Origin of the sequence: Fuerstiella marisgermanici (assembly GCF_001983935.1) — a bacterium.
Lineage (GTDB): Bacteria > Planctomycetota > Planctomycetia > Planctomycetales > Planctomycetaceae > Fuerstiella > Fuerstiella marisgermanici.
In genome coordinates this window covers 7,200,121-7,213,141 of the sequence record NZ_CP017641.1, presented here as the reverse complement: position 1 = coordinate 7,213,141, position 13,021 = coordinate 7,200,121, and the positions used below count along the sequence as shown (strand labels likewise).

Below are 13,021 nucleotides of genomic sequence, written 5' to 3'. Positions count from 1 at the left end.
ACCGACTGAAACGCGTGATCGAATTTCGTAAACGCGGGCTGGGTGACTGCGTCTGTTGGATACGTTGCGACGGTGACATATACTCAGCGCCGCGCAACTGTTTGTTCCTTCAGGCGACAGATAGCACGCGCTGCTGAACCGACTCCGGCTATACATAGACCTCAACAGTACCTTTCGTGAATTCTTCAACAGACATTCTGATCATCGGCGGCGGAGTCATCGGGCTCACGACTGCATTAAAACTGGTAGAGCAGGGCAGGGCGGTTACAGTCGTGGACCGTCAGTCGGTGGGGCGTGAAGCGTCGTGGGCGGGGGCCGGCATGTTGCCGCCAGGTAATCTCTCCCAGGCAACTACGCCCGAAGCGCGGCTGAGATCTTACAGTCACGAGATGTGGAAGGGACTGGCGGCCCTGTTGAAAGATCGTACCGGAATCGATAACGGGTTTCGTCAGTGCGGTGCGGTCGAACTACCAACAGATGATGGACTCTTCGGCGAGCAGGTTCAGGCATGGCAAGCCGAACGTCTTCATGTGCTCACCCTGGACCGAACAGGTCTGGAACAGCATGTTCCTGATCTGCACGAGACGTTTGAACACGGTGTAGTGTTGCCCGACTTTGGCCAGGTGCGGAATCCGCGTCACATGAAAGCTCTTGCAGCGGCCTGCCGGGATGTTGGGGTTGAGATTGTTGAGTACGTCGATGGAGTGCGACTCACTGCAGGCAACGACGGGTTCGTGACGGCGTCGACATTCGATCACACGTTTGCCGCCGATCGAATTTGCGTGACAGCTGGATCGTGGACGAATCAGGTTCTTGCTCCGCTCAGTATTTCGCTGCCGGTGAAACCAGTGCGCGGGCAGATCGCGTTGCTGAAGGCCAATCGTCTTCCGTTTTCGTGCGTTGTTGAGCAGGGACGACGTTACCTTGTGCCTCGGACCGACGGGCTGATTCTGGTTGGCGCGACGGAAGAGCACGTTGGCTTCGAAAAACGTACGACTGCGGACGCTATTTCCGGGCTGTTGACATTCGCGGCGTCGCTGGTCCCGGAACTCGGTAAGGCTGAAGTGGTGAAGTGTTGGGCTGGTTTGCGGCCGGGCTCGCCAGATGAGTTGCCGTTCCTTGGGCGAGTCCCCAAATTTGAAAACCTGTTTGTCGGGGCAGGGCACTTTCGGTCGGGGCTTCAGATGTCGCCGGGAACCGGCGCGCTGCTGGCAGACCTGTTGGTGGATCGTGAACCGCAAATCAGCATGGATGGGTTGACGTATGATCGCGCCGTGGCCTCTACGGACTTGTAACGCAGCTCACATGGCCCATGCGGTGAGGGCATTCTTCGCGGGTTTGCTGTCGGATTATGTCTGTCGACGGATGCGATGAGCCGCGACTTTGTGTACACCTGCGGCACTATGCAGAAGAATCGCCTTGTCATTGTTGGTGCCGGACCGATCGGACTTGAAGCGGCTGTGAAAGCTGTCAGCCAGGGCTTCGACGTAACGGTCCTCGAACGCGGCGATATTGGAGACGCTATTCAGCGGTGGAAGCACGTTCCACTGTTCACGCCGTTTGGAATGAACAGCTCAACAGTCGGCCGGAGCCTCATAGCAGATCAGCAGCCGCCGGCTTTGGACGATTTGCTTCACGGTGGACAGTTTTGCGAACGTTATCTGCGGCCGCTCGCGAATAGTACGGCGCTGTCCGGTTGCGTGCTGACTCAACACGAAGTCGTTGCCGTGAGTCGTCGCGCATTCGGTAAGTCCGATCGCATTGGTCAGCCAGGTCGAGCCGACCAGCCGTTTCGGATTCTGGTACGCACCAATGACGGCGAACGAATTTTCGACGCGGACGTGTTGCTGGATTGTTCGGGATTCACGTCACGACACCATTTCGTCGGGGCAGGGGGGATGCCGTGTGTCGGCGAACAGTTATTGCTGACTGATAGCGACTATGGCATCCCCAACGTGGCCGGCGCGGAAGGCGATCGGTATCGAGGCCGGCACTCCCTCGTGATTGGCAGCGGATACTCGGCAGCGACGTCGGTGTGCCTGCTGGCGGACCTCGCCGGCGATGACGCCGCTACCAAAATCACATGGATCACGCGAGGCAATTGTGACAAGCCATTACGACAAGTGATCGATGATCCGTTGCCGATGCGCGCGGAGCTTACTGATCGAGCCAACCGGCTGGCAGTTGGTGACGATCCGATCGTTGATTGGAGGCCCGGTCTGCATGTTGATGAAATCGAACAGACAGAATCCGGATTCGCGGTGAAGCTGTTCACGAATCCGGAATCAGGCGAGGGCAGGGTGGAGCGCATTTTCTGCGACCATATCATCGCTAACCCCGGTTACCGCCCGAACACCGATCCGTTCCGCGAACTGCAGATCCATCGATGCTACGCGACGGACGGGCCGATCAAACTTGCGGCTCACCTGCTGGGAGAATCTTCCAACGACTGCCTGCAGCAGACCTCGACGGGGTGTGAGTTACTTCAGAATCCGGAGCCCAACTTTTACATTCTGGGTGCCGCCAGCTATGGCCGCGATTCTCGATTTCTAATGCAAATCGGGCTGCAGCAGGTCGATCAGGTGTTTGAACACTTTGCTTCTACAAACGGAGCGAACGCATGAAGTCCGCGACGTTGCCTGATGAGACTGTTCCAAACATTGAGCTGCGATCGTTGGACGAATTGTGGTTCCAGGTTTCGGGCACGGTCTGCAATCTCACGTGTCGACACTGCTTCATCAGTTGCAGTCCTCACAATCACAGCTTCGAATTCTTAACCCTGCAGCAGGTTGAAGCCGCTTTAGCCGAATCGATCGCGTACGGAGTGCGGGAGTATTACTTCACCGGTGGTGAGCCGTTTCTGAACAAAGACCTTGTTCCGATGCTGCAACGCACTCTGCAGTATGGCCCGGCGACTGTGTTAACGAACGGCACAGTATTGAAAACCGAATGGCTGCAGGAATTGCGGCGCGCTGAAGACGAGTCTGGCTTTAGTTTGGAGTTGCGAGTTTCTATTGATGGCCCGACGCCGGACATCAACGATCCGGTGCGTGGTGAAGGCACGTTCGAACGAGCGATGAGGGGCGTTGAACTATTGTGCGAACACGACTTCCTGCCGATCATCACAATGACTCAAACCTGGGACGATTCTGAAAGCGATGACATCCTCGAACAGTTCCGCCGTGTGTTAAAGGCGCACGGTTGTCGACGGCCGCGTCTGAAAATTCTACCGCGTCTGAAGATCGGGGCTGAAGAGAATCGAACCGAGGGATATCAATCTACGGAACGGATCACGCCGCAAATGATGCACGGCTTCGATCGGGACCAGTTGCTGTGTCATCACAGTCGAGTCATTACGAATCGCGGGGTGTTCGTCTGTCCGATTTTACTGGAAGCGTCGGACGGAAAGAAGGGTGACACGCTGGCGGAATCGTTGGGCGAGTTTCCGTTGAGTCACGGAGCGTGCTACACGTGCTATCAGTACGGTGCGATTTGTTCGAACACGACGCTGCGAAATCCGACGGCGAGTTCCGAAACATGAAGCTCGCGTTGTTCGGAGGACTCTACAGCAACTATCTCGCGCTGGAACAGGCGATCGCTGATGCCAGGGCTCGTGGTGTTGATGCCATGTATTGCCTTGGCGACCTTGGTGCCTTCGGCCCGCATCCTGACCGAGTGTTTCCGATCCTGCAACGGCACAATGTAGCGTGCATTCAAGGCAACTATGACGACAGCATCGGTAACGAATTGAACGACTGCCAATGCGGCTACACCGATCCGAAAGATAACCACTTCGCTCAGTTAAGCTACGACTACACTCTGGCGAACACCTGCGATACTAACAAAGCGTGGCTTCGGGAATTGCCTTCTGAGATACGACTGAAAGTAGATGGCCTGCGCGTGTTGCTGTGCCATGGCAGTCCTCGACGAACAAACGAATTCTTGTGGGAGTCTTCAACCAGTACAGCGTTCCTGAATCGACTCGCTGACGAATACAACGCCGACGTGATTGTCGGAACTCATTCCGGCATCCACTGGCAGCGTGAACTGAGCGGCGGACGTCGCTACATTAACGTCGGTGTGTTGGGGCGGCCGGAGAATGATGGCTCAACGAACGTCTGGTACTCGATTGTCGAAATCGGCGGCGAAAAAAATTCGAATGCCCTTCCCTGCACTTTTCACGGAAGTGGTGTCGACGTCTCGGTGGAGTTCGTACCGGTGGTCTATGATCACAAGCGACTGGCTGCCGAAATGCGTGCGGAGCATCTTCCCGACGAGTTCACCGAAACTGTGTTGACTGGTTGGTGGACAACCTGTCTGGAAATCCTGCCATCGCGCGAACGGCGTGCTGGTCGGTTTTGATTGCGAATCTGAAAGTGAAACATGCGTGCCGTTGTTCAACGAGTTTCCCAGGCCTCCGTCACGGTCGACGGCGACATCGTGGGAAAGATCGAAGCCGGTTTTTTGATTCTGCTTGGTGTCGCGGCCGACGACAGTCAACAGGACGTCATCTGGCTGGCGGCCAAGGTTGCCGGCTTACGAGTCTTCGAAGATGACGATGACAAGATGAATCTCGATCTAAAAGACATCGGCGGAGCGGCGTTGGTTGTCAGCCAGTTCACGTTGCTCGGCGATTGTCGCAAAGGTCGTCGCCCAAGTTTTATTGCAGCCGCGCGGCCGGAACTGGCTAATCGTCTGTATCAAAGTTTCGTGGCGGAACTGCGAGGCCTTGGAGTGCCCGTTGAGGCAGGTACGTTTCAGGCGGATATGGACGTTGCTTTGGTCAATGATGGCCCGGTGACTCTGATGCTTGACAGCCGCAAGCAGTTTTAACGAGGCCGATCTCGTCTGGATTCGAGCAATTGACCGTAACCATTCCTGCGGCCGGTTCGAAACCGATTCGATCGGAAAGTCTGGTGACCAGCGGTCGTCCGGGGCGTGTAATCCCGTCTGAAATTCCCTCTTTCCGGGTTTGGCTCAAACCACCTATACTTCGCTGGCTGCGGGCACGGCTGTCCGAAGGTTGGAAATGGGACGGGAATCATGGTTTGGTACGACATCGTCGTTCTGGCAATTTTGGCGTATTGCGCTTGGCAGGGAGCTCAACGCGGTCTGGTCACTCAGCTGGCCTGGATCGCTGCGCTGATTTTGTGCTTCAAGTTTGCAGACCAGCTTGCGCCGGCCATCGAACCTCAGATCAACGTTGAGCAGCCGCTGCGTCATTGGATCGCGATGTTCATTCTGTATCTGGGCTTCTCGGTGGGAGCCTTCATGCTGGCTCGGATTTTGAACAGCTGGCTGGAGCAGGCCAAGTTTAAAGACTTCGATCGGCATCTGGGCGGAATCTTCGGCCTGGTCAAAGGTGGCATTATTGTGATGGTGATCACCTTCTTTGCCGTCACGCTGTCTGAATCTTTGAAGGCTACTGTTCTGCAATCCGGCACCGGCCGCGTGGCGTGTCGCGTGCTCGATGGGATCGAACCTTTGACGCCGCAGTACTTTCCTGAGTACTGGCACGATTATTTGGACCGATACCAGAAAGAGCTGGAACCGTTACACAACGAGCACATCGAACTGGGCGATGGCAGCAGCAGTTTGCCTGGCTGGATGGGCGGCGATGAAAGCTCTGGCGGAGAATCGTCGGGCGGTGGCAGCGACGGCTTCAACTTGCCGGGCTTCATCGACGGGCTGGCCGGGGCCGTTGGGTCAGGGCGGCCGGATGACGCGACCGATACCGGCGGCGGGACAACTCTGGACGAATTGTGGCGCACGTTGCCTCAGCAGATGAGGCAGCAATTCGGAGATCAGATTCAGAAACAATGGAATTCTGCCACGCCGGAACAAAAGCAGAATTTCGTCAACAATCTGGGGCGATCGTTCGACCGGGAAATCCCAGGCGTCGTCTCCGAGTTTTTGTCGTCGATTGGATCGTCGACAGGGCAGGCCGGTAGTGTGGCGGGCGGGTCGGATGTGTCCGGCATGCTGGCGTCCATCGGACGCATCTACGAGTCCGCCGGTTATGACAGCGGCTACATCCTGCAGCAGACGCGGGAGCACCTGGTTGGGCTGCCTGAAAAGGTCCAGGCGGGCGTGATCCGAGACTGGTACGCAGACATGAGTTTGCAGCCGAACGATCCGGATAACTACACGGACGTCAAGACGCACATCGACGTCCGGATCCTTCGCCAGATAGACAAGGCGGGCGTCCGGCTTTCAGACCTCAGCTATGAGCTACGGCAGCGGCTGGATCGAAGTCGCCAGTAGCCACGTGCGTTTCAAGGCGGCTGCTGTGGGGATTCGGGGCGGTCAAAACCAGCCCCTGTAAAAACCGCCTGATTTTCGCATTAACTTAACATAACGGACATTATCGGACGTTGGGGGTAGTTCCTGAAACTACGCCGCACCCGTTTCTTCGAACACACCGATTCGGCGAAAGCGTTCGTACCGACGGTCCAGCAGTTCGTCTTTGGGAATGCCTTCCAGCGACTGAACTGCCTCCGCCAATGCTCCCTTCAGAGTCATGGCCATCTGCCGATGATTCCGGTGAGCACCGCCCAGCGGTTCCCCGATGACTTCATCGATAATGCCCAAATCCACCAGATCGCTGCTGGTGAAACGAAGCGCGCCAGCGGCCTTGTCGGCGTGGCTGGAATGCTTCCATAAAATGCCCGCACACCCTTCCGGGCTGATCACCGAATAGTAGGCGTTCTTGAGCACGGCCACGTGATCGCCAATGCCAATTCCCAGCGCTCCGCCGGAGCCGCCTTCGCCGATCACGACACAGACAACCGGGACTTCCAGAGTCGACATGTCTCGCAGATTGACCGCGATGTTGTACGCCTGTCCTCGCTCTTCCGCTCCGATTCCTGGGTAGGCTCCGGGCGTGTCAATCAGGCACACAATTGGTAGCCCGTAACGCGATGCCATTTCCATTTTGGCCATCGCCTTGCGATAGCCTTCGGGGTGAGCACAGCCGTACAGACACTCGTTGCGTTCTTTCAGCGTGCGTCCTTTTTGGTGGCCGACCAGCATGACTTTTCGACCATCCAGTTTGGCGAAGCCGGTGATCAACGCGCGGTCGTCGCCGAAGGCTTTGTCGCCGTGCAGTTCCACGAATTCATCAAAGACCAGCTCGATGTAGTCGGCGGTTTGAGGTCGTTCGGGATGCCGGGACACCTGCACAATCTGCCACGGGTTGAGATTCTCGTAGATCTCCCGCGTTAGCTGAGTGAGCTCAACCCGCATGCGGCGAATGCTGTCCTGGATGGCCGGCGTCGGATTGGGTTCCGCTTCGAGTTTTGAAAGTTGCTCTTCCAGTTCGTAAACGGGTTTTTCGAAGGGAAGCTGGTGCTGCGGAGCCATGGCCGGGTTTCTCAGTGTGATCGAATCTGTGGGTACGGTCGACGAGTTTTAGGCGATTTCACCACAGATGAAAACAGCGGAGAACACAAGCGCGGCCGCCGCAGCCAAAATGGCGAATGTGCAATGCTGTCGCGCTGTTTACTCGATGTTGATGTCCATCATGTCCTCAAGCGTCATTTCTTTCGGCTCTTCTGCCGGCGGCTGGGGCGCGGGGGCTGGCTGAGCCGGAGCGGCTGGTTGAGGGGGCGCTTGCTGAGCCGGTGGTGGGGCAGGTTGCGGCGCAGTCGGCTGAGCGGCTGGCGCGGGCTGCTGCGGTTGAGTTTGCGGCGGCTGCTGGTTGTGAGGTGGATTCTGTGGGCCGGGCTGTTGAGGAGCCGGCGGCTGCTGGCCGGGCATTGGCTGCTGAGGCGGCATCGGTGGTTGTTGATGTGGTGGTTGCTGATAACCGGGTGGCGGTTGCTGATACGGCATCGGTTGTCCGGGCATCATCGGTTGCTGCGGCATCGGCATGCCCGGATAGCCCATTCCCGGTTGCATTGGCATCCCCGGGTAACCCATCGGCGGCATTGGTTGTTGCGGCATTGGCATGCCGGGCATCATGCCGGGCATCATCCCGGGATGTTGCTGTGGAACGCCACCCTGTTGCTGCTGCTTCTTCGCATCCTTGGCTTTCTGAGCTGCCTCTTCGCGGTCCAGCCCAATGCTGCGGCGGACCACTTTTTTAGGAGCGACGGGAGCCTTGATTCCGCGGGATGTTCGATCGGCGTCGGCTCGACTATCCAGCCGCGAATCTTCCGACTGTGCCTGCCGTTCTTTTTCTTCTCGAAGCAAACGCTCCTTCTTGGCCACCGGGTCTTCTTCGAAGCATTTCACCTGACGAAGGGCAGATGCGATTTCCTGCATCGACTCGAATCGCTTCTTGGGATTCTTCTCAAGCATCCGGAAGATGATCTTATCCAGGTCCTTCGTTACGTTTGGGTTGTAGATCGACGGTGCCACCACGTCTTCGCCCAGGTGTTTTTTCAGAAGCGCGTTGGGAGTGTCGCCGGCAAATGGTGGCTGGCCAGTCAGCACTTCAAAGAAGGTGACGCCAAGACTGTAGATGTCTGTTTGCCGGGTGGCTGGCTTCTTCAGAATGGTTTCCGGCGCGATGTAGGTTCGAGTGCCCTGGATGGTTTGCTTGCCAGCCAGCATCATTCCCAGCGATCCTTTCACTCGCGATGCCAGGTTGAAGTCGATCACTCTCGCTTCACCCGCTTTGTTCACCAGGATGTTGTCCGGCTTGATATCGCGATGCAGCCAGCCACTTTCGTGCATGTATTCATAAGCTGTCGCCAGTGCTTCTGATAGCTTGGGAAAGCACGACTGCACAGCGGTAAGGTTCGACGTAATGTGAGTCTTCAGGCTGGGTGAGCGAAAAAAGTCCATTACGAAAAATGCGTGATCACGATTGATCTCCATCTCGTGGAATCGCAGAAACGATGGGTGATCAAGCGAGTTGCCGACTTTGTACTCATGCTTGAGTACGTTCTTTTCGGCCGGGATCTTGCGCGCATCCTCCAGCATCAGCTTCATCGCCAATTGCATGGGCGAACCCGCCTGGCTGCATTCCCAAATCTGCGTTGTGCTGCCAGATGCCACGCAGTTCTTTAGCTGGTAGTTGCCTACCGTCATATCACCTTCAGACACGACGCACGCTCCGATTAAATGTGAGCCTTAACATCAGAATTCAGTTGGCATTATAGCGCAGACCGGGCCATCGATGCGAAGGGTATTCGACCTGGGGGCTCACCTTTGCGCGTTGTTATGTGTTCTCAAGGTGCTTAGAGCCGTTTCCCTTTTGTTGTGGACAGTTTGGGCTCGTGGGAAACAGCCTTCGTAGTCCGAAACGACTGGTCCGCGGCCACGAGTCAGCGAAATTCGCCGTAGGCCGCGTCGATTGCTGAGTGAACGGGATTCTGAGATATTCCTGATCCGGCCCGCCGTTTACAGCGGCATGTTGCCGAACGTAAACATTTTCGGGCGGACGTCTCGCGCAGCGAACACCGCCCTGCTCTTTAAGGATCACTGTCCGTGCTTAGAACCGAACTTCTTTTTTGCAGCGTCGGCATCATGCTGCTGACAGCCAGTTCCGTCTGCAGAGCTGACGTCACCGAAGTGCGTTTTGCCGGCTCATTGTCGCAGTCGGCTGACGGTGAAGATCTTATTCTTAGAGAATTCGAAGCTCTGCTGCTACATTCGAATGGCGGATCGTTCTTTCACGTTCTCGACGACGAACGAGAAGGCTGTCCATGGCCGGAGAGCTTTGGGCAACTAAGCGGCACCGGCACAGCTGGTCCGCACCTGCAGTATGAGTACGACGGTAACAGCTACTCGATCGCCCTACCGCCGCTCGTGATGAACCTGCCTCAGGATGTGGCTGAAGGGGCGACGTGGACCGTCGGCACGTGGGCGTTTGAAGCCACTGACACCGACACTGAAGGTGGACAGCAGTTCTGGAAGTTGGCCGCCACTGAACGTCGTGGACGTCGGCAATCGTTAAAAGTTCTGGCCGACAATCACACGCTGCTTTCCGGGACACTGGACGTGTTTATGGGCCAGGGGGATCGTTTCGAACTGACTCTAAAGCAAGTGGCTTCGAACCCATTGCCACCTGCTGCGGCCGAACGAGTTCAGCAATTGCAAACGCAACTCTTGGCGCTGCAGCGAGACCTCAAGCGGCGAACCGGCTCACAGATTGCGGACCTCTCACCGCGACAGATTGAAGCGGCGGCCGCAAAGATTGATCAGCTCACGGTGCTGGCCAAAGACACCCCTCTTCAAGAGGCTGTTTTGCGAATCCGCCGTAATGTCGAACGCCAGCAACTTCGCCTTGGTAAGGCCATGAACCGCCAGGACGAACTGCTCAGCAAGCCAGCGCCCGGATTCTCGCTGGAACTTGTCACTGGCGGTCGACTGGAGTCTGATTCGCTTGCGGGCAAAACGGTTGTTTTGCATTTCTGGAAGTACGCCGAAAAGCCGTTGTCTGAACCCTATGGTCAGGTTGGCTATCTGGAGTTTCTCTATAACAAACGAAAGGCCGAGAACGTTCAGGTTGTCGGCATCGCCATGAATCCGGCTTTGCAACAGACCGAAAGTTCACGTTCGGCCAAACGCACCGCGCGCAAGCTGATTGAGTTCATGAATCTTAGTTACCCGGTGGGCTACGACGATGGATCGCTGCTGCGAGCGTTCGGCGACCCACGCGACTCGGACGGCAAGCTACCTCTGTGGGTGGTGATTACTCCAGCCGGAAAGATCGCTCACTATCACGGCGGCTTCTATGAAGTCGATCAACGCTACGGTCTGAAGGAACTGGACGACGTTCTTGGTCAGTAGTACGGACCAGACACGGCGATGCATGGCAAACCGCCCTGCCGCGCATTGGCATACTGTTAGCCCTGCTCTTTCTCATGGCGAAAGATCTTTGCCTTGTACACGCCAAGTCGATTCAGCCAGAACTGAAACATGACCCACAGCGTCAGCAGGCCATAACGAGTGCTGCGGCGAAAGTTGATGCTGGACGCTTCTGCGAAGTAACGGACGGGGACAGGGATGTCCGCCAGTCGAAACCCGGCGGCGACCGATTGGGCCAGAAACTGAGTATCAAACACGAAGTCGTCTGAGTTCTTTTCCCACGCCACAGTTTCCAGAACTTCGCGACGATACGCGCGGAAGCCGCTGTGAAAGTCGCCGAGGTTCTGGCCGAGGGACACGTTTTCGATGATCGTCAGAAAACGATTGGCGATGTACTTCCAGACTGGCATTCCGCCTTCCAGCACTTCTGCCCTGCTTCGAATGCGCGAGCCCAGAATGATGTCGCAGTTGCCCAGTCGGATCAGCTCTGCAGCCAGCGGAATGACGCGACTGTCGTACTGATAATCAGGATGGATCATCACCACGATGTCGGCTCCCATTTCCAGAGCTCGCGTGTAGCAGGTCTTCTGGTTGCCGCCGTATCCCGTGTTGGTTTCATGAGGGATCACGGTCAGTCCCAGTTTGCGGGCGACTTCTACCGTGTTGTCGCTGCTGCAATCGTCGACCAGAATGATCTCATCAACGCCGCCGGCGGGAATGTCTTTCACGGTTTTTTCGAGCGTCGCGGCGGCATTGTAAGCCGGCATGACGGCCACAATCTTCGGCTTCGACTGTTTAGACATGACGTCTTCCATCATTGCCAAGGCTTCCTCACTCACGGCAGACGCCGAATTCTCAGTCTCTGTCAGCACGGTTGCACACTCCCCTCGAAACACTGGTACTCACCATTTGCACCGTACTTCCTGATTCGGCCAGTGAGCCGGATCAGTTGGGGAGTTTTGCGTATCCTTGGGGATTTGTTGCAGTTATCGCGATCATTCGCACCCTGCCCTGCCCCGAATGCTAACTGTATGCGCAAGAAAAAACGGCACGCCTTGTTGAAAAGCCTGCCGTTTTGTTCACTTGTTTGTTTCGTGTGCTAAGCGTCTTCTGACTTCGCTTCCGGGGTTTCCGCAGCGTCTTTCTTAGCAACGACTTCCAGGTTTGGTACGGAAATCGATGTGATTTTCACGCGAGTGTATTTCTGGCGGTGTCCCGTGTGGCGACGGCTGTTCTTGCGGCGACGCAGCTTCTGGACTTCCAGCTTTTCGCCTTTTTCTTCTTCCAGAATCACTTCCGCTGCCACCGTGGCTCCGTCGATGACGGGAGCGCCAATTACGCTCGCACCGCCCGCGTTGGCAATTAAAACACGGTCGAAGGTGACTGTCGCGCCAACCTGAGCGTCTTCCTGATAATCCATCGAAAGCAGGTCACCCTCTTCGACGCGGTGCTGACGGCTTCCGTTTTCAATGACTGCAAACATGTTCAACGACCTTGAAAAGCACTGACTTTTGGGGCGACTCGGCGGAATCCAAGGACTACTGTTCGCCCGTTCACTAATTTGGCCCCTTTGGGCCGCAGAATCGGGCAGTATAACGTGATCACGTCAAGTTGGAATAGAACCTGCCGGAAACCCCCGAAATAGGTTTAGAACCTCGTTGACCAACCACGTGAGCCAACGAGGCTACTAACCAAACTTCGATTTTTGAGGCTCGTAAGATGATGTAACCTGTTTCAATGCAACAAGTAATGTGTTTTTTGTGCGCAAGCTGTCGCCCTTCTTGATTTTGAAAGTGAAGGGTTGGCTTTCGGGGTGGAACTGGGCTCACCTACGAGCGGGGGTTTATGCCACTTGGTGAATGTTTGACCTCTGGGGTGTGACCTCCGGTTGAAGGTCGTCAGCAATCTTTGACTCGCCAATCCGTGGCCGAGTGCTTCCATTCCGAATGGGGTGTCATTCGTTCGATTGGGCCGGGTTTCGCAAATGCAGGGTCTGCGCAACGCGACTGGCGGGCATGATCGACTTCAACGACGAACGATCACGACTCCTTCATCCCAAAACAAACAAACCTTAGAACGATAACCATTACCACCACAACGGGTGTCACCCATGTCTCCGAACACCTGTCACTTATGTCTCCGGTCCATACATGATGTTCTCACTATGTGCCAGATGAAATCAAACCCGGGATCTTCTGTCCCTGGTCCGTTGGCGGGAAAGCACGCCCGCTCAATCTGGAAGAATTATCTCCGCTGAAGCTGT

General features: G+C 56.2%; 11 protein-coding genes. 7 read left to right on the top strand and 4 right to left on the bottom strand.

The genetic code is table 11. The features are described from left to right. Positions 1-176 precede the first annotated feature (176 nt). The 6 genes from thiO (at position 177) to Fuma_RS27020 (ending at position 6,264) form a co-directional block, all read left to right on the top strand. Positions 177-1,295: a glycine oxidase ThiO gene (gene thiO, locus Fuma_RS27045; protein ID WP_077026857.1), complete on the top strand. Its 1,119-nt coding sequence runs from the start codon at positions 177-179 to the stop codon at positions 1,293-1,295. 75 nt (positions 1,296-1,370) lie between these two features. Further along, positions 1,371-2,624, top strand: a complete 1,254-nt coding sequence (locus Fuma_RS27040; protein ID WP_083732363.1) for an NAD(P)-binding domain-containing protein — start codon at positions 1,371-1,373, stop codon at positions 2,622-2,624. Then, on the top strand, positions 2,621-3,541 hold the full coding sequence (locus tag Fuma_RS27035; protein WP_077026855.1) for a radical SAM protein: 921 nt from the start codon (positions 2,621-2,623) through the stop codon (positions 3,539-3,541). Before Fuma_RS27040 ends, Fuma_RS27035 begins: the two co-directional genes overlap by 4 nt. Further along, positions 3,538-4,362: a metallophosphoesterase family protein gene (locus Fuma_RS27030; protein ID WP_077026854.1), complete on the top strand. Its 825-nt coding sequence runs from the start codon at positions 3,538-3,540 to the stop codon at positions 4,360-4,362. The genes Fuma_RS27035 and Fuma_RS27030 overlap by 4 nt, the downstream gene beginning before the upstream one ends. A gap of 21 nt (positions 4,363-4,383) precedes the next feature. Further along, a complete protein-coding gene (dtd, locus tag Fuma_RS27025; protein ID WP_077026853.1) occupies positions 4,384-4,833 on the top strand; it encodes a D-aminoacyl-tRNA deacylase in 450 nt (149 codons plus the stop codon). Between the two features lie 210 nt (positions 4,834-5,043). Continuing rightward, positions 5,044-6,264, top strand: a complete 1,221-nt coding sequence (locus tag Fuma_RS27020) for a CvpA family protein (RefSeq protein ID WP_077026852.1) — start codon at positions 5,044-5,046, stop codon at positions 6,262-6,264. Positions 6,265-6,393: 129 nt separating this feature from the next. Here Fuma_RS27020 and Fuma_RS27015 read toward each other — a convergent pair whose 3' ends face one another. After that, a complete protein-coding gene (locus Fuma_RS27015) occupies positions 6,394-7,362 on the bottom strand; it encodes an acetyl-CoA carboxylase carboxyltransferase subunit alpha (protein WP_077026851.1) in 969 nt (322 codons plus the stop codon). A gap of 138 nt (positions 7,363-7,500) precedes the next feature. Next, entirely contained in the window at positions 7,501-9,051 is a 1,551-nt protein-coding gene (locus tag Fuma_RS27010) for a serine/threonine protein kinase (protein ID WP_145944406.1), read from the bottom strand. Positions 9,052-9,435: 384 nt separating this feature from the next. On the opposite strand from Fuma_RS27010, the gene Fuma_RS27005 reads away from it, so the two are divergent. Further along, a complete protein-coding gene (locus Fuma_RS27005) occupies positions 9,436-10,740 on the top strand; it encodes a peroxiredoxin family protein (protein WP_145944405.1) in 1,305 nt (434 codons plus the stop codon). A 56-nt stretch (positions 10,741-10,796) separates the two neighbouring features. Here Fuma_RS27005 and Fuma_RS27000 read toward each other — a convergent pair whose 3' ends face one another. Together Fuma_RS27000 and rplU are read right to left on the bottom strand one after the other, a co-directional pair. Continuing rightward, positions 10,797-11,576 carry a glycosyltransferase family 2 protein gene (locus Fuma_RS27000; RefSeq protein ID WP_083732644.1) on the bottom strand — a complete coding sequence of 260 codons (780 nt, stop codon included), beginning with the start codon at positions 11,574-11,576 and terminating at the stop codon, positions 10,797-10,799. 281 nt (positions 11,577-11,857) lie between these two features. Continuing rightward, positions 11,858-12,241, bottom strand: coding sequence for a 50S ribosomal protein L21 (gene rplU / locus Fuma_RS26995; RefSeq protein ID WP_077026848.1), 384 nt, complete (start codon positions 12,239-12,241; stop codon positions 11,858-11,860). Between the last annotated feature and the right edge of the window lie 780 nt (positions 12,242-13,021).

What these genes read in the sequence shown, in the direction of transcription:
- Fuma_RS27040 (WP_083732363.1), top strand. Translation starts at nt 1,371, where the DNA reads ATGAGCCGCGACTTTGTGTACACCTGCGGCACTATGCAGAAGAATCGC.
- Fuma_RS27035 (WP_077026855.1), top strand. Translation starts at nt 2,621, where the DNA reads ATGAAGTCCGCGACGTTGCCTGATGAGACTGTTCCAAACATTGAGCTG.
- Fuma_RS27030 (WP_077026854.1), top strand. Translation starts at nt 3,538, where the DNA reads ATGAAGCTCGCGTTGTTCGGAGGACTCTACAGCAACTATCTCGCGCTG.
- dtd (WP_077026853.1), top strand. Translation starts at nt 4,384, where the DNA reads ATGCGTGCCGTTGTTCAACGAGTTTCCCAGGCCTCCGTCACGGTCGAC.
- Fuma_RS27020 (WP_077026852.1), top strand. Translation starts at nt 5,044, where the DNA reads ATGGTTTGGTACGACATCGTCGTTCTGGCAATTTTGGCGTATTGCGCT.
- Fuma_RS27015 (WP_077026851.1), bottom strand. Translation starts at nt 7,362, where the DNA reads ATGGCTCCGCAGCACCAGCTTCCCTTCGAAAAACCCGTTTACGAACTG.
- Fuma_RS27000 (WP_083732644.1), bottom strand. Translation starts at nt 11,576, where the DNA reads ATGATGGAAGACGTCATGTCTAAACAGTCGAAGCCGAAGATTGTGGCC.
- rplU (WP_077026848.1), bottom strand. Translation starts at nt 12,241, where the DNA reads ATGTTTGCAGTCATTGAAAACGGAAGCCGTCAGCACCGCGTCGAAGAG.